Source organism: Victivallis lenta, assembly GCF_009695545.1.
GTDB classification, from domain to species: domain Bacteria; phylum Verrucomicrobiota; class Lentisphaeria; order Victivallales; family Victivallaceae; genus Victivallis; species Victivallis lenta.
The window spans coordinates 1-15,461 of the sequence record NZ_VUNS01000037.1 but is presented as its reverse complement, the minus strand read 5'-3'; the positions used below and the strand labels follow the sequence as shown (position 1 = coordinate 15,461).

The window sequence follows — 15,461 nt, the reverse complement described above, 5'->3', positions numbered from 1 at the left end:
AAATTATTCGACGTTTAACGGCCGGAAAGTTGGTATCTTTTTAATCGTCGTGATGACCTGTTCTGCGGAAATCAGTTTCGTGCACTCAAAATGCCGGTCGGTTCCCTTGTGACGCGGACACCACAGAAAATCAAAGTGATCGAAGTTCTCGCGCATGTCGTTCCAGCAGGAGTGGCAGGTGTGATAATTGATGACGCGGTAAGGCGTTGCAAATTCATTCGTCGGATGCGTAAAGCCGGAAATCATCACCACCGGAACATTGCACCCCCACGCCAGCCAGCTCAAGCCGGAACTTAAACCGATAAAGAAATCCGCGTCTTTGATAAGGTCAATCCGTTCCTGAAGCGGTTTGTCTCCGGTTTCATCCTCGGTCCCCCACGGGATATGATTCCAGACCAATCCCGTACCGTGAACTCGTTCCTTGTCAATGCAGATCACCCGGTATCCGTTCTCTTTCAGGAATTTGACGACATCGTCCCAGCCGTATGGATTGTTCCAATACTTCGCCTGGCTGGAACTCTGCGCCGCGATGCAGACGTATTTCTCCCTGATCCGGCGTGGTGCGGAAAGATCAAAACGCGGCGGTTCATCCGCCGGATCGACTCCGAGAATATAGCCTGCCGTCCGGTGTAATCCGATATAACGGAAGTCGATCGGTTGATGATCGACATCGCCCTTGAAGAAAAGCCCCATATGGTAACAGGCGTAAGGCTTGTAATTTTTCGTTTCTTCCGGAGCAATAAATATGATCTCCGGATATTGTTTCTTCACGATTTCGGCAATCCACGGAGCCATGACGCAGATCACTTTGCATTGATGCTTTTTCTGGAAGCGTTCGACATAGCTGAACCAGCCGATGGAGTCGCCGATGGTGCCGACCGGAAGCTGGATCATTACTTCTTTGTCTTTCGCATCGAAATCATGGGTGAAGATCGGTTCCCTGCCACCTTTTTCATGGATGACGAGCCGGAAACGGATATAAAACTTCTTGACGCTGGTTACATAGGCTCCGGGAACGGTATCCTGGCTGAAGAGAATAATCCCCGTATCGATATCGGAGAATGTGACATGATACTCTTTCTGATTCTGCGGGAAAAGAATGCGGATACCGTCGTTGAAGTCGAACTTAATCCCCTCAATCGCATCCAGAGTCGGAATCTGCGGCACTTCTCCGTAAATAGACTTTTGGTCCACTTGCTGCCCCTTAGCCAGTTCTTGACTTGCGGTCAAATCCGGCTTGGCGGTATTGACGCTGATATCTTGCGTCGGCGCATTGTTATCCGCCGCTATGGTAAAATCATCCATCTTAAAACACCTGATTGAACTGTTTTGTATCAAAAAGACAGAAAAGCCGTCGAAAAAAATCTTTCAATGGTTTTTCTGTGTCCTTCATACTTGATTCCATAAATTTCATTTTGACATATCATCTTTTACTGCGGCAACTCATCGTTTTTCAGAGATTCCGATGAGTTGCCGCAACAGTAAAAAAACAATTACTTGTTGTACTTGATCGCGGTGGCGGTCATGGTGACAACGACGGTATTGATACCGCAGATGCAGCTCTGCTTGTAATCCATCTTGACATCGGTGAGATCGGTCGCGCCGGGAGCCTGCTTAAGCGCCTCGGCTTTCAACGTTTCGTAGGAAGCATCTCCGAAATTGAAGGCAGTGAAGATGCTCTTCAATTCGGCTGTCGCCTTGACATCGCGTTTGACCACAACAGCATCCTGCGCCGCATACTGCGGAAGCATGGCGTTGGCGGACATCTCACTGTAGAGATTCATGCCCGCGCCACTGAGCGTGACCGCTCCATTATTGGTTCCGACACCGGCACAGCCGGTCATGACTACCGATGCGAGAATCGCACCGCCGACGAGAAGAAGACTCTTTTTCATGTTAACGCTCCTTATGCGTTTTGTATATATGATGAACCCGGGCGCATCCCGAATTCAATCATTTCACGCTTTCGCCATATTGATTTGCCGCCACGTCTCCGGGCTTGGCGCAAAGAATCAGCAGAATAATTCCGCCAATCAGCGGGATCAATCCGACTAACTGAATCCAGCCTGACTTGCCGATGTCATGCAGCCGTCGTGCGGTAACTCCCAAAGTCGGCAGCAGTACTCCCAATGTCCAGACCAATCCGAGAATTCCGCCTGCTTTCGGTATAAATCCCAAAACGATGTTGACGATGAATACGGCCAGAAAAAAGAGCCAAAATTCCGTCCGGCCAGCCCGACCGTCAAAGCGGAAATATTTCCTTGTCACAATGTTGATGAAGTTGTCAATCAGTTTCCGATGCATTTTTTTCCTCAATTCCTTGTTATGTTTCTTGTTATTTTGACTTATCCCGGGCGGCTTGCTCGAAAAAATATTTGTAAATAATGAAAATTTTTGTTCCAAGATTGATGTAAACATTCTCGTTTGACGGGAAGCTGAATATCAGTTCGCCGGGCGTCTCCGCGCTCTGTCCTTTGAACAGCCGTTCCTGATTCCGACTGAAACAGCAGACGGCGTTCGGCACATCTTCGCCGGGACGGTAGAAATTCAATATGGAATAGTTCATCAGCGGCTTGCCGAGACTGTCGTCACCGCTGACATCCCCCTCGTAAAGAACAAATTTGTAATAGGTGTATGCGGCCGGTTTTGTCTGATCCAGCCCCTTGTAGATCTTTACATGGCTGACTCCTTTGATGACTTTCACGGAATAGTCCGGTTCGCCGTCCGTACCGGCGCCTTCCCACAGCTTTTTTCCTTTGTAGGACACCAGAATGTCCTTGGCGGAAGGTTCGCCCTTGTAGACCGGAACCGTTACTTTTGCCGTGTCCACTTTGGGGGCGGGGGCGGGGACGGCGTCTCCGATGTCTTTCAGATACAGCTGACTGGCAATGTAGACCATCATGGCTTCCGGAAGTTCCTTGTAATTGTCGGAAAAGGTGATCAGCGCCTTCCCGGCGGGAGAGCTTCCCTGAATCACGCGTCCTTCATAGAAGATCGCCAGAATGGGGCCGCCGGGAGAATTTCTTCTGAAACTGGGCGGCGTTCTCACCTTGTCATAATACATGGCGGGTTTGCCGTTGGGGTACGATCCGGGGATCAGTTTGCTGTAGTTTTTGTCGAAAACATAGTTGAACAGGATTTTTCCGGTTTTGTCCCGGCCGGCGTAGACCCGTTTCGTATCCCGATCGAAATAGCACAGCGGTTCCCCATAGGGGGGCTGTCCCTTGAAAAGACGATTGTTGTAGGTGTCGAACACATAAGCCGAGTACTGGGTCGGCCGGTGGCCCTCGAAGACACGGATGTGTGCTGCGGAAAGGGACATTCCAAGCGAACCGAGAAGGACGCAGAATGTCATTTTCAGAATGTTTGTGCTCATAAAACAATCTCTATCGTTAAGTTGTTACTGCTGCGCCGGTATCTGGGCGCCTGTTCCCTGAACTGCTCCGAAAAATTTGATTGCACTGTCAAAGGGATACGGATTGGCAAACATAGACACTTTAGAAGTGATTTTCCCCTGTTTATTCAGACCCAGGGCGGCACGAAATTGATTGATCGGCGAATTTTCATCGTATTCAACCTTTTCCGAGTAGGTCGCAGCGAGAAACGCATTGAGGTATTTTTCATCTATAATCCCCTTAAACAAGGCAGGATCTTTCAGGCCGAGGTTGTCTTTGACACTTTTCATTCCGTCCACATCGGCAAGATCGTCGAATCCCTCGTCTTCGACTTTCATGAATTTGATGGAGGGGCTGATTGTAACAGTGACATCCGCTGTCTTGTTGAGAAAAAAGATATTGTCTTCCAGCGTGACCGCTTTGGTTTTGTCGTTGCCCTTGGTGTTGTCGAAGCCGGACATGGTGTTCAAGCCGATGATATTGTGATGGATATTGGTAGACATATTGGCATTGGCCCGCACTCCGAATCCCATATCCTCAAAGGCCTTTGTCCGTGTCCAAGTAAAAAGCAGTGTGTTGTTGGAAAATTCAAACTCCACCATTCCCGGTTTGCCATTGGTACTTCTCACATCGGCCCCCATCATGCGGTTGCCGATGAACACATTGTTCAGAATTTTGACCGTTCCGGAAAAATGTGCGACGAGGATTGCGTAGTTACTACCGTTGAGAAAAAGACAGTTTTGAATTGTAAGAGAACCGTCCGTTTCCGCATTGAGCAACGCTTTGTCAATGGAGGGATACTTGGTTTTGCCTTTCGCCGGAGGAATTGTCAGCATGCCATCGGAAAAACCCTCCGGTTTTCCCTCCACTGGATGATAGCTGTTTGCGGCGGTATGATCGAAAATGAAACCATCAATCAGTACACTGGCGTTCGCCCCGGCTTTTCGTGTCTTTATAGTCAGCGTCCCGAAAGTCGGCCTGGTGGCATTCTGCTCGTTTTTCGGACGGAGCATGGTATGATGCACTAAAGGATTACGTGTACTGAAATCCGGCGAATAACCTCCGATCAGATTTACGGGCTTATCCATATTGATCCAGCCACAAGACATTTTTCCGGAATAATTTCCCTCCGCAATGTGGATGGTATCGCCGGGCGCGGCACTCTCTAGCGCTTTCCAGATATTCTTCAATGGAGCCTCTTGAGTTCCCGCATTTTTGTTCTTACCGGTAGAAAAAGAAACATACCAATCGGCTGCAACCGTTTGGAAAGTTACTCCGGCCAGCATCGCCCCTGCGGTAAACAGTTGTCGCACCTTCATTTGATCCTCCACATCGAGATTTCGTATTATTGCCTTTGAGCTGTCTGTGAAATATTTTATCACAGTTGGAATGGAATGTCAAGTCCAATAATATCTAAAATAGTTATTTTTATATTTTTTGTAAAAAATATTGACATTATCAGAAACACTGCTATGTTATTTTCATATGCAAATACCAAAGGACAATCAAGATAATCTTTCTTTTCGCCCGCTTTATAAGAAGTTGGCAGAAAAGATTTCTGTTCAGATTCTGGAAGCAAAGCCACGTAATGGTCATTTTTTTTGTACGCTGAGCGATCTGTGTGAAAAGCACAATACCTCCATCACCACAGTACGCAGGGCCGTCGCTCTTCTGACAGCGCAAGGGTTCATCTCCTGCAAGGCTGGCGAAGGGGTCATAATCAAGGATTTTGAATTGTTGCGAAAGGTGACTTCGCTTAACTTTCGTGTCCTGATTCTGCATCATCACTTTCGCAAGCAGCTGAATGATTTTTTTGAATTACGTCTGAGTGCGCTGATTCAGGGATTTTCCTCGAGTGATATTTCCGTTCAGGTGATTTATCGGGAATTGCTGGACGATGTCAATAGTTTTTATTGGCAATCAAGTCAAGGTATCGTTTGCGGCAACTCCATGGTCAACAGGGTTCTTTCCGCCTGCCAGACTTACGGTATGCGGCAGGTTCTGGTGATCAATCCTCCCGCTAATGTTATCTTGCCTGAGAATTTTCATCCCGTGTATTATGACTTTGACGGGCTTGTGCGGCTTTCCTGCCAATTTTGGGAAAGGACCGGGTGCCGGAAAATTATCATGATTCGGAACGATCGCAACATCATTCCCCCTCCGGAGGTCGAGATCATTGACTTGGAGGAATATCCCACGGTCGAAGCCGGACATCGCATCGCAGAACGCTTTCTGAATGTGCCGTCCAACACCGGGTTCTGGGTGACAGACGATTTTGTCGGCTTGGGAATATATGATTTTTTTCGTGCAAGAGGAGAGAATTTGAATGAGCAGAGGCGGCTTCTGGTAAACTCCTCTCCGTCGCGACTTCTGATCGAGGAACTGGGGATCGCCACTATCGGCTTCTGCCCGTTGCAAATCGGAGAACTCTCCGCCAAGTATTTTGCCGGCATTCTGAAAAGTCCGGAACAACCTCGCGACTCTTTGGTCATTAATGCACAAGCGAATGCGGTGGTTTCCCAAGGCATTGCAGCTTCGGATCAGTCAGAATAATCTGCGCAGAGCCACGTTCCACGCTAAACTTCATGCCGAAGCGATGTTTTGGAAATCTGATCCGCCACTGTTCCGACTTTCCCGGCAACAGTATGCCGTATTGTTCCGTAACATTGTTGTTGATCAACTCATAGTGAACCGGAGCGTCGCCAGTTGCCTGAACCCCGGTTGAAAAAAACTCAAACAGATGTTCCGGAAACTGGTAGAACAGATGTTCTTCCAACGATATGGAAAAAATAGAATTGCCATTCGCCGTTTCCGCCAGTTTGCGGACTGGCGACTCATACGGCTCGAATTCCGTCAAAGGAATCTTCTGCCCGCTCTTTTCATTATTCTGGTACAATGCGTTGAGGGTCTGCAATACATCCGCACCGAGCAAAACCGAAGCTGCTGTCATCGGTTGAAGATCGGCTTTGCTGTTCAACAGAACTTCCACGCATTTCCTGCGCCCCAAACGGATGGCATTGCACCAGCGCCGGTAAATCCGAAGCGACGCCTCATCGACGGAACCTCCCAGCGCTTCCGGTTGACGAGAAAGCTGCGGACTCGTATCGCTGCAACTCAGACGACATAATCTTTGAAATGGAGATTCTCTCCACAACTCCAACCGGTCAAAGAAAAACACATCGGTTCCGCCGACGCCTTCCAATGTATGAACGCCAAAGGAATTATCCTGCAACACATGCAGCAACATACCGGTCGTTTTCATTGCTTCATCGTTTCGCCCCGTTCGCAACAGTTCGAGAATCCGCGACAGAGACCGAGTCAAGCCCTTTATGGCAAAATCATAATGGTGGTTATTGAAACTACGGCACCTTTTTACCGTACCGGCCGCATCCCGGTAATGATGGCGGTAAAGATTCTCCAACGGAACATCCGGCAAATAGTGGAACGGTATTCCGTCCAGCTCAAAACAAACACGCATTGCATCCGGTTCACCATTCTGTACCAAGTCCGGCAAAAGACAGGCATGATGGATCAATTCAGCCGTATCCTGCCCGGCAAAAAGGGCGGGGGCGGCAGACAGGGTAAATTTTGTGAGCTTGCGATGTGTGGCGGAATCAGGCATTATTCCACCTTCCGCTTTTGATGCCATGCTTCTGACTCCGCGGCAAAAGGCCGCCAGAGAGCGGAATAACAGAATTCTACGCGGCGTCTTGCCATATCGTCTTCAGAAGCTTCCCGGACTGCCTGTTCAAACAGAGCCTCGACTTCTGCAGCTGCTGCTTGTGGAAAACGTACCGTATGAATGAAGTTCTCTTCATCTGCATCGGACGGCATTGGGCATTTCTCCCATCGTTCTGTCAGAAGCTGAAAGAGCCTGAACATGGTTTTGCCCGCCGGGCCGTAGAGATTTGCCGTATAATCTGCGAGCAGAGCCTCCACTTCGGTGTCGGGATTCCACAGCAGGCGGCTTTGCAGCCAGACCATCGGATAGGTGGCAAGCGTTTTCCTCCGGGCGCTTTCATCGAGACGTTTCAGATAAGGATTCAGTCCGTTGATGAAGTAGGCGTCACTGTACTGCAGATTGGCGCGCAACCATTTTTGAAAAAGATTCGGATAGAAGCACGGCACTCGCGAAACATACTGCATCGGATGAACGATGTTCAGCCAGATTCGCAATCGGTCCGGGTTATTTTTCAATAAATATGCCCAATCCCGAATATAGGCAGTTTCCGCATTCCAAGTGGCTGGATCATTGGCATAATGCATAAGTTTCGTTACATAGATCACATTCAGATTTTCCGGGATATCGCATTGCACCGGTGGTTTCCGATAATGGTGAAACGCCAGCGTCACCAAACTCCGTTCCGGCCGGCACGTACCGACAGCACGCGCGTAACGAGTAACGAAATCAAAAACCAGCTCACTCGCCTGACCTGCCTCCGGTGCTTCCGGTTGAAGCAGTCGTTCGCATATCGAACAGTGACAAGTCTTTTGCAAGGTCATACCGTCGTTGAAGGCGAAATAGACATAATTCTTTTCCGGCGGGCACGGCCCCCAGGCATTTTCCGGAGGACATCCGGCATCGGCGGCAGCGATATTCTCCAGCATCTGTTCAAGCAATCCGGAAGCATTCGGACAGATGTAGTTGCGGTGCGGCAATCGGTGATTGAAGCTGACCCTGCCGGTCCGATCTTTTGCGAAATATTCCGGATGAGTTTCATGATAAAGATGATACCAGTTGATCTGCGTATGATTCGCATTGCGATACGGCAATGAGGAGCCGAAACGAAGTACCGGATGCCATTTTTTCTGTATTTCAACAGGTTCATAATAATAACTTACCCCGCCCTCACGCTGACGGCAACGAGGATAGGTTCGGATATTCCAGCCTGAGAGTTTCAGTTCCATTCCGACCGGAATGACAGTGCCGAGTCCGTCCGGATACAATGCCGAAATATCAGCAAAGAACCAACGGATCCCCAATGCCCGTTCCAGATATTCGTAGACGGCGAAAAGCGTTCCCCGGTCAATTCCCTTCGGAGTGATTTCTCCGCAGAGAATCAGGTCGCTGTCGACGGATTGAATCAGCAATTCTTCCGGCTGAAATCGAATCTCTCCCAAATTCTGAGCGGAAAACCGAGTATTGCCGATCCAGATTCGTTCGGCATATTTTTCCGCTTCGGATTCCGGGATGATTGCAAGATTTTTTCCCGTGGCCGCCCGAATGTGCATTTGCAGAAATTTTGCCGCATAGCAAACTGTTTCTCCTGGAGGAAAGGAGATTTCCGCAGGGAGCTTTGGAGTCACGATGACCGGATCTGCCCAAAGTATGGCAGAGATCATCCACAAAACAAACGTCACAGTAGACTTAATATGCATATTTCGGACACCCGAAGTTTTCGAGTTCCTGTCCGGAACACGATTCGACATGACCGTCCATAAAACCGACATTCGCTTTCCGTTGGTGACGACAGTGGACTCGGTTCATATGCTGCCCTGTATTTCCGTAGAAACGAAAATATTGTTTCATTCCATCTTGCGGGTCATCAGGATTAAGGCGGATAGAGTCCGCAATCAGTACATGGGTCGAAGGGGTTTGAACATTCACAAAAGAATGAACTTCTTCTTCAATCTGACGCATTCCATATGTCTGATGATGATTGCCCAGTTCATTCGGAGGATACCAAGTCGGACAGAATAATGAAACATTGTCGCTCGGAGGGACATATTGAGTTTCCAATAAAGCTTTTGACCAGTATTTGATCGGAATCTCATTATGATCCATGCCATACATTTGAAGAATCATCAATATCTGCCTTTGATTGTTGAGGCAGATAGTTGATTTTGCATTACTTCTCGCCTGGTTTAATGCCGGCACCAAAAGTGCGGCGAGAATCATAATGATCGAACAAACTATTAGTAATTCCACTAGAGAAAAATGACGAACGACTTTCATTTTATTTTGCGTTACGTTACATATCCGCTTCTATTATTATCCAGAACCTTTACCCGGCATTACGTAGACTGCTTTGAGCAGAAATGAATACTCAACGATTTGTTCGGCCCGGGAGAATCAAATTTCTTTTGTCACTATCGAGTAATCTACCATGAAAAACATTCTTTTCAAATTGTTCAGCATAAAAATAGCTATTTATATAACTATATGGCCTGACGTACATTGATTTTAAGATGCCATCATGATATATTTCATTGTGAAAATATCGGATATTGTCCAATGGAATCATAACTGCCGCAATAAAAGAAAATGGGAAGTGCCGACTGGATTATTATTGTTGTTCCATTGATTGCCGTCATCGGAATGGGATGTTTTATCCGCCGGTTTATTATCGGAGTATCGGATTTTTTGGTTGCCGGCAGAATTTGCCGCCGCTATGTCATCATCTCGTCCAATTTGGCCAACGCCCTGAGTCTGGTGGCATTGGCGGCATACGTAGAAAGTCAATATGCAACCGGATTTGCTCTGAGCTTCTGGATGTCCCTGACGCTGCCGCTGGGGATTTTCATTTCGCTCTCCGGTTATTGCCTCTACCGCTTTCGTGAAACGAAAGCAATGAGTCTTGGGCAGTTTCTGGAAATGCGTTATTGTCGCAGTTTACGGATATTCGCCTGCTTTCTGCGCTCTGTTGCTGAAATAATGGCAAACGTCATCTTGCCCGCATTGGCGGCACGCTTCTTTATCTGCTATCTGGGGCTGCCACAGACTTTTCCGCTTTTGGGGTGGCAATGTCCGACGTTTCTGGCAATCGTGGTCATTACGTTGTTTCTGGCAATCAGCCTGATCTGCATGGGGGGAGCTTTGGTTGTGATCGCAACGAATGCCTTGCAGGGAATCATCCTTCTTCCTGCCGCCCTGTTTCTTCTAATCTTCCTGCTTACCCGATTTTCAATTTCAGATGAAGTTCTGCCCGTATTGAGCGCACGGATTCCGGGAGAGAGCTTTCTGAATCCTTTTGATATTTCCAGTTTGCGCGATTTTAACCTCATAATGCTGCTCGTCATCCTCTCTGGAATGCTTCTGCATACAGCAAGCGGACTCACAGGAACTGGAAATTCTGCAATAAGCCCTCACGAAACGAAAATGGGGGCTATCCTCGGAACTTGGCGCACAGTATTCTCGACATTTTTTTTTACAGTGATTGCTCTTACGGTCATCACGGTGTTGCACCATCCCAATTACGCAGGTGACGCAAGGGCGATTCGGTTCGACATCTCCCGGAACATCGCAGGAGAACTGATTGCCGACAATGCAGAGCGTTCAGAATTTATGGCCAGTATTGAGTCGATTCCTGAACATGGGAATACGCTTGAAGAAGGCCGGCTTTTCGCGCGGAATGACAACCCCGATGAAATTTATTTTCATAAAGCGCAGGAAAATTTTGATTTAACCGGCGAAGGCAGTTCAAAGCTTCAGCAATTCAAGACAATCTTTCACCAGTTGATGCTTCCGGCAACCATGCGCCGAATTCTGCCGAATGGTTTGAGCGGACTTTTCTGCATGATGGTTCTGCTTTTTATCCTCTCCACGGATTGCAGCCGGATCTTTTCTGCAAGTTCTACCCTTGTGCAGGACTGTATTGTACCGTTCTATCGAATGGAAACGCTTCCGCCGAACAAACATATTTTCTTTCTCCGAATTATTTCCGTTGGTGTCGGTATTCTTTGGGGGGCCGGTTCGTGGTACATGACTCAACTGGACTATATCAATCTGTTCATCACGATCATGTACGGCATGTGGCTCGGCGGTTGCGGTCCTATGATTGTTTTCGGATTGTACAGCCGTTTCGGGACCTCCGTGGGGGCCTGGTGTTCACTTCTTGTCGGGATGGGAGTCAACCTGTCTGGAGCTTTGTTGCAACGTTACTGGGCTGACCTGATTTATCCGTTTCTGGAAAAAATGGGATGGGTTGACGACCTGGGGAGGATTCTTTCCGGCATCTCATCACCATTTAATCCCTATCTGGTCTGGAAAATGAATCGTTTAAAATTCCCGATCAACTCTTATGAAATTTATTTTATTGCCATGCTGACTTCAGTCATCAGCTATGTCATGGTATCTTATCTGACCTGCCGTGCACCTTTTAAGCTGAAACAGATGCTGCACCGCGAAGACGCCATTGATGAAACAGTTGGTTTACGGCCCATCTGTGCTTTAAAAATATTTTTTGCAAAGCTGACAGGTGTGACTCCGGAATACAGTTGTGGTGACAAGATAATTGCCTGGAGCTGTTTCGGTTATTCGTTCCTTTATCGTTTCTGCATTGCATTTGCAGCGATTATTGTTTTTAATATTTTTTCTCCATGGTCACTCTCATCGTGGAAGGCCTATTTTTTTACGGTATTTCTGCTTGTTCCCGGAATCATCGCAACAATTGTTGTTTTCTGGTTTGGAATCGGAGGAATCATGGATTTACGCAGGATGTTCCGCGAATTGAAAAATCGAATTGCAGATCCCAGGGACAACGGTATGGTGGATAACTGCGGTTCTCGTCAAAAAGTCTTATCTACACTCAGGAGGGGAAATTAATATTACGGTAAGTATCGCAACTAAGTAAGCTATATTGAAACAAAGGGAAATTATTACCAAACACATTTTGAAAACCGGTAAAACCGCCGGAAGAAACAGCAGGTTTGCCGTTCGCCCAACTGTGGATATCGCTGCTGAGGTTCCACCAAGTGTTGTTATCCGTACCGGGCAGGGTTTCGCGCAGATATTTTATGGCGGGAGAGCCAGTCAGGTAAGCGATCAGGTTTAACACCCCGCCGACCGGATAATTCTTCGTCCAGAATCCGGGATAAGTATCTTCATAGCCAGAGAGTCCGAGCGCTCCGCCGGTGTTGTCAGTGGCAGCTGCAGATAATTTTGCCAGCTCAATGAGCCAATCATTGGAGATTTCTTCACGGTTGTTCTGGACCGCGTGCAGCAGGAAAATATGGAGATTGATGAAAACCCCAGTGGAGAGCACGGTCGGCCGGTATTCCCGGCGGCATGCCGCGAACCAGTCATTACACTCATCAATCCGTTTTTTCAACAGAATTCCAATTTCGCTGTTGCGTTGTTCTGTGCTCAGTCCGCGCCACAGCATCTGTGCGGTTTTCAGGTATCCCCAAGTGCCGTAAACATGATTTTCATATTTATCAAGAAAGCAGTTTCCATTTCATGTAGTTCAACGGATTTTCACCTATATATTACCTTCGTGCAATCAGGACAATCCTGTTCGTTACCGGCCCTGGCGGTCGTAAGACTGCCGGGGCCGGTTGTGTTTTAACATCATGGAGGTATGAAAATGAAGATCAAGAAGAGTGTGTTGGTGGAAGCGTTGAAGGTGCTCGGCAAGGTGGTGTCGCAGACTTCTCCGGTGGAGGTTCTGCGGTCGGTGCGGTTTCTCGGCGTCGGGGAACAGGTCTGGTTGACTGCGACCGACGGTGTGGAATCCGTCACGGTCGAAGTGGCTGGCGATGCCGGGAACATGGAGGATTTCGCGGTCGAATATAAGGCTCTGCGTGAGCTGATCCGTTCCACACGCGGCGGCGAGGTCGAAGTGACCGGCAAGCGGCTTGATTGGCCGGAAGCAGAGGCCGTCCCGGATGACGCGGTGACGGTCGAACTGCCGCCGGATTTCGGCAAGCTGTTGGCATTGGCAGCTCCGGTGGTGAATCTGCGTGAAGCGCGGCTTGCGTTGCGGGGGATCAACCTTTTCCGCGACGGCGTGACCGCAACGAACGGCAAAGAGCTGCTCAACCTGCCGTGTCCGTTGAAAATCCCGGAGGATATGACGCTGCCGTTTCCGCTGGCGCTGCTGACCGCACGGCCGGAGGGAGCGGGGACGCTGCACGTCTGGCGCAGCCGGAATGAGCGGCTGTTCCGCATCGTGATCGGCGGTTTCCAGTGGCAGGGCAAGGTATTGCCGGGTAACTTTCCTGATTGGAAGCAGGTGATTCCTGCCGACAAGACGCTGGATTACCGAATCGAGATTCACAAGCCGGAGCAGATCATCGCATTCCTGAAAACGGTTCCCGACTGCCCGCCGTTCCATGCTGTCGAGCTGAACGTGGTTCCGAACGGCGTCACCGTGATCCCGAATAATTTCCCGGATATGGAGCTGCGGTTGGAGGCAACGGTGATCGGTGCTCAGCCCCGTGCTGTACTGGCGCTCAACAAGTATATCCTGCTGCGGATGCTTCAGCAGGGTTACACGAAATTCCGGGCACATTCGGACGGCAGGATACCGGTTATTGCCGAGGGCGGCAGCGGCCGGTATCTCGCGATGCCGATTCACATATTACCCAAACATCAACCCGAAAAGGAGGAAACGAAAATGGAAAACGTCGAAAACAAAGTGGTGTCTGCCCCGGTGCAGACGGTCGCCCCGAACCATGAACCCGAAACCAATCCGCTGGATGAACTCTGCAATACCATCGATACGTTCCGGAATAAACTCAAACTTGCTCTGGATGAATCAACCCTGCTGGTGCGCAAAGTCAAGGAAGTTCAGCTTGCGCAAAAGCAGAAAGAGCGGGATTTCATTCAGGCGAAACGCGCCATCGAGCGGATCAGGATGGCGATTTAGCCAAATAAAAACACAAATACAAACGGACGGATAGCCGGGAGCTGCGAGGCTCCCGGCTATCCGTCTTTTATGGAGGAATGATTATGTTGAAACTCAATGCGTCGTATTCGAAGAAGGTTCCGGCCGGAGAGGAATATTCCAGCCAGAGCTATCATGCGTCAGTCGAAGTGGAACTGCCGGACGGGTTGTCCGGCGAGGCTCTTCAGGCTCGGATTCACGAAACGTTCGATCTGGTACGAAACTCCGTCGAAGCGGAACTGCATGGGAACTCCCCTCGTAATTACGGTACTTATCCGGCTTCAAACAGGTCGAAAAACGCTCCGCAAGGCAGGAGGGCTGGAGACCGTCAGAACAATGGTCCGGCGAGTCCGAAACAGCTTTCGTATCTACTCGATCTTGCCCGGCAGCGCGGCATCACTCCGCAGCAGATCGCGGCGCGTTTTCAGGTGCCGGACATCCAGCATCTGACCCGGCAGCAGTGTTCGGATCAGATCGACGAATGGAGGGCGGCGTAATGGCGACCATCGACGAACTGCGGAAGGAACCGCACTGGTCGTATTCGGCGTTGAATACGTACCTCAATATCTGTCAGGCGCAATTCATGTACCGCTACGTGGATCAGGCCGAGGTCGAACGAACTTCGGTCTGCTTCCCGTTCGGCAAGGCGTTCCATTCGGCATTGACCGCTCAGGCGTGGGAGTGCATGATGGGCGGCTCGCTGACCCGCGACGAAATCGTTGACCGGTTTGAAGAGGCGTTCAAAATCGAAGCCGAAGCGACGCCGAACCTGATCTACAAGGAAGGCGAGAACTTCGATACGGTGATCGACCTTGCCGTGAAGATGCTGGATGCGGCGTTGGCAAACTGGTCGGATTACTACACTGTCAAGGGCGTTGCGCAGGCGTTCAGGATCGACGTTCCCGGACTGGACAAGCCCCTGATCGGCGAATACGACCTCATCGTTCAGGATGGGCGGGATGCCTGTATCGTGGACTGGAAAACCTCCACGAGCCGCTGGCCTGCCGGGAAAGCTGACCGCGATCTTCAGGCGACCGTGTTCAGCTACGCCTATGAGAAGCAGAACGGTACGGCTCCGCTCTTTCGGTTCGATGTTATCACCAAGACGAAGAATCCGGGTTGTGAGAGCCACTACACCAGTCGCGGATTTCACGATTTCCGGCGCTTCGAGGCGCTGGCGAACCGGGCGCAGTACGCGATCAACAAAGGCGTGTTCCTGCCCAATGAAACATCGTTCGCCTGTAGCGAGTGTCCGTATCGGGATCGTTGCAAGTCCTGGCATTCGACTTTGGTTTATTCACCCAGCACAAAGCGTCTGAACCAAGATGGCAAGAGCTCTGAATGCAGAGAGAAGCCGACCTCCGATTCATACTCCGCCAGATAAATCGACTGCTCCGTTGAGTTGTCGAAAAAGTAGGCCCGGTTTAAATATGGCAAAGCATAACGGACTTGTTCCATG

Annotated in this window: 14 protein-coding genes; 5 read left to right on the top strand and 9 right to left on the bottom strand. The window is 49.4% G+C overall.

What is annotated here, in order from left to right; genetic code table 11:
* Nucleotides 1-3: 3 nt before the first annotated feature.
* From FYJ85_RS20900 to FYJ85_RS20880, 5 genes are all read right to left on the bottom strand, one after another.
* Nucleotides 4-1,305, bottom strand: coding sequence for an autotransporter strand-loop-strand O-heptosyltransferase (locus FYJ85_RS20900; protein WP_154420647.1), 1,302 nt, complete (start codon nucleotides 1,303-1,305; stop codon nucleotides 4-6).
* 188 nt (nucleotides 1,306-1,493) lie between these two features.
* A complete protein-coding gene (locus FYJ85_RS20895; protein ID WP_106051235.1) occupies nucleotides 1,494-1,895 on the bottom strand; it encodes a hypothetical protein in 402 nt (133 codons plus the stop codon).
* 58 nt (nucleotides 1,896-1,953) lie between these two features.
* Complete coding sequence (locus tag FYJ85_RS20890; protein ID WP_106051237.1) at nucleotides 1,954-2,304, bottom strand: DUF805 domain-containing protein; 351 nt, start codon at nucleotides 2,302-2,304, stop codon at nucleotides 1,954-1,956.
* 31 nt (nucleotides 2,305-2,335) lie between these two features.
* The gene (locus FYJ85_RS20885) at nucleotides 2,336-3,376 is read right to left on the bottom strand and encodes a hypothetical protein (protein ID WP_154420646.1); all 1,041 of its coding nucleotides are present in this window, start codon (nucleotides 3,374-3,376) and stop codon (nucleotides 2,336-2,338) included.
* A gap of 24 nt (nucleotides 3,377-3,400) precedes the next feature.
* The gene (locus FYJ85_RS20880; RefSeq protein ID WP_154420645.1) at nucleotides 3,401-4,714 is read right to left on the bottom strand and encodes a right-handed parallel beta-helix repeat-containing protein; all 1,314 of its coding nucleotides are present in this window, start codon (nucleotides 4,712-4,714) and stop codon (nucleotides 3,401-3,403) included.
* Nucleotides 4,715-4,880: 166 nt separating this feature from the next.
* Between FYJ85_RS20880 and FYJ85_RS20875 the strand changes: the two genes are divergently transcribed.
* A complete protein-coding gene (locus FYJ85_RS20875) occupies nucleotides 4,881-5,948 on the top strand; it encodes a GntR family transcriptional regulator (protein WP_154420644.1) in 1,068 nt (355 codons plus the stop codon).
* Here the strand turns inward: FYJ85_RS20875 and FYJ85_RS20870 are convergent.
* Genes FYJ85_RS20870 through FYJ85_RS20860 form a run of 3 tightly spaced genes read right to left on the bottom strand, consistent with a single transcriptional unit; the run spans nucleotide 5,887 to nucleotide 9,351 of the window.
* Complete coding sequence (locus FYJ85_RS20870; RefSeq protein WP_154420643.1) at nucleotides 5,887-7,044, bottom strand: hypothetical protein; 1,158 nt, start codon at nucleotides 7,042-7,044, stop codon at nucleotides 5,887-5,889. The genes FYJ85_RS20875 and FYJ85_RS20870 overlap by 62 nt on opposite strands.
* On the bottom strand, nucleotides 7,017-8,774 hold the full coding sequence (locus FYJ85_RS20865) for a DUF4838 domain-containing protein (RefSeq protein WP_158703611.1): 1,758 nt from the start codon (nucleotides 8,772-8,774) through the stop codon (nucleotides 7,017-7,019). Before FYJ85_RS20865 ends, FYJ85_RS20870 begins: the two co-directional genes overlap by 28 nt.
* Entirely contained in the window at nucleotides 8,764-9,351 is a 588-nt protein-coding gene (locus FYJ85_RS20860) for a prepilin-type N-terminal cleavage/methylation domain-containing protein (protein WP_106051251.1), read from the bottom strand. Before FYJ85_RS20860 ends, FYJ85_RS20865 begins: the two co-directional genes overlap by 11 nt.
* A 309-nt stretch (nucleotides 9,352-9,660) precedes the next feature.
* Here FYJ85_RS20860 and FYJ85_RS20855 point away from each other — a divergent pair, with 309 nt between their 5' ends.
* Nucleotides 9,661-11,940, top strand: coding sequence for an SLC5/6 family protein (locus FYJ85_RS20855; RefSeq protein WP_106051253.1), 2,280 nt, complete (start codon nucleotides 9,661-9,663; stop codon nucleotides 11,938-11,940).
* On the opposite strand, the gene FYJ85_RS20850 is transcribed toward FYJ85_RS20855, so the two are convergent.
* Nucleotides 11,924-12,499, bottom strand: a complete 576-nt coding sequence (locus FYJ85_RS20850; protein ID WP_106051255.1) for a hypothetical protein — start codon at nucleotides 12,497-12,499, stop codon at nucleotides 11,924-11,926. The two genes, FYJ85_RS20855 and FYJ85_RS20850, sit on opposite strands and share 17 nt — an antisense overlap.
* A 201-nt stretch (nucleotides 12,500-12,700) precedes the next feature.
* Between FYJ85_RS20850 and FYJ85_RS20845 the strand changes: the two genes are divergently transcribed.
* The 3 genes from FYJ85_RS20845 to FYJ85_RS20835 all read left to right on the top strand — a co-directional run bounded on the left by FYJ85_RS20845 (nucleotide 12,701) and on the right by FYJ85_RS20835 (nucleotide 15,386).
* Entirely contained in the window at nucleotides 12,701-13,984 is a 1,284-nt protein-coding gene (locus FYJ85_RS20845; RefSeq protein WP_154420642.1) for a hypothetical protein, read from the top strand.
* A gap of 83 nt (nucleotides 13,985-14,067) precedes the next feature.
* The gene (locus tag FYJ85_RS20840) at nucleotides 14,068-14,499 is read left to right on the top strand and encodes a hypothetical protein (RefSeq protein ID WP_106051258.1); all 432 of its coding nucleotides are present in this window, start codon (nucleotides 14,068-14,070) and stop codon (nucleotides 14,497-14,499) included.
* Nucleotides 14,484-15,386 (top strand): RecB family exonuclease, encoded by a 903-nt coding sequence (locus FYJ85_RS20835; protein ID WP_154420641.1) that lies wholly within the window; start codon nucleotides 14,484-14,486, stop codon nucleotides 15,384-15,386. The genes FYJ85_RS20840 and FYJ85_RS20835 overlap by 16 nt, the downstream gene beginning before the upstream one ends.
* Nucleotides 15,387-15,461: the final 75 nt, after the last annotated feature.

What these genes read in the sequence shown, in the direction of transcription:
- FYJ85_RS20900 (WP_154420647.1), bottom strand. Translation starts at nt 1,305, where the DNA reads ATGGATGATTTTACCATAGCGGCGGATAACAATGCGCCGACGCAAGAT.
- FYJ85_RS20895 (WP_106051235.1), bottom strand. Translation starts at nt 1,895, where the DNA reads ATGAAAAAGAGTCTTCTTCTCGTCGGCGGTGCGATTCTCGCATCGGTA.
- FYJ85_RS20890 (WP_106051237.1), bottom strand. Translation starts at nt 2,304, where the DNA reads ATGCATCGGAAACTGATTGACAACTTCATCAACATTGTGACAAGGAAA.
- FYJ85_RS20885 (WP_154420646.1), bottom strand. Translation starts at nt 3,376, where the DNA reads ATGAGCACAAACATTCTGAAAATGACATTCTGCGTCCTTCTCGGTTCG.
- FYJ85_RS20880 (WP_154420645.1), bottom strand. Translation starts at nt 4,714, where the DNA reads ATGAAGGTGCGACAACTGTTTACCGCAGGGGCGATGCTGGCCGGAGTA.
- FYJ85_RS20875 (WP_154420644.1), top strand. Translation starts at nt 4,881, where the DNA reads ATGCAAATACCAAAGGACAATCAAGATAATCTTTCTTTTCGCCCGCTT.
- FYJ85_RS20870 (WP_154420643.1), bottom strand. Translation starts at nt 7,044, where the DNA reads ATGGCATCAAAAGCGGAAGGTGGAATAATGCCTGATTCCGCCACACAT.
- FYJ85_RS20865 (WP_158703611.1), bottom strand. Translation starts at nt 8,774, where the DNA reads ATGCATATTAAGTCTACTGTGACGTTTGTTTTGTGGATGATCTCTGCC.
- FYJ85_RS20860 (WP_106051251.1), bottom strand. Translation starts at nt 9,351, where the DNA reads ATGAAAGTCGTTCGTCATTTTTCTCTAGTGGAATTACTAATAGTTTGT.
- FYJ85_RS20855 (WP_106051253.1), top strand. Translation starts at nt 9,661, where the DNA reads ATGGGAAGTGCCGACTGGATTATTATTGTTGTTCCATTGATTGCCGTC.
- FYJ85_RS20850 (WP_106051255.1), bottom strand. Translation starts at nt 12,499, where the DNA reads ATGCTGTGGCGCGGACTGAGCACAGAACAACGCAACAGCGAAATTGGA.
- FYJ85_RS20845 (WP_154420642.1), top strand. Translation starts at nt 12,701, where the DNA reads ATGAAGATCAAGAAGAGTGTGTTGGTGGAAGCGTTGAAGGTGCTCGGC.
- FYJ85_RS20840 (WP_106051258.1), top strand. Translation starts at nt 14,068, where the DNA reads ATGTTGAAACTCAATGCGTCGTATTCGAAGAAGGTTCCGGCCGGAGAG.
- FYJ85_RS20835 (WP_154420641.1), top strand. Translation starts at nt 14,484, where the DNA reads ATGGAGGGCGGCGTAATGGCGACCATCGACGAACTGCGGAAGGAACCG.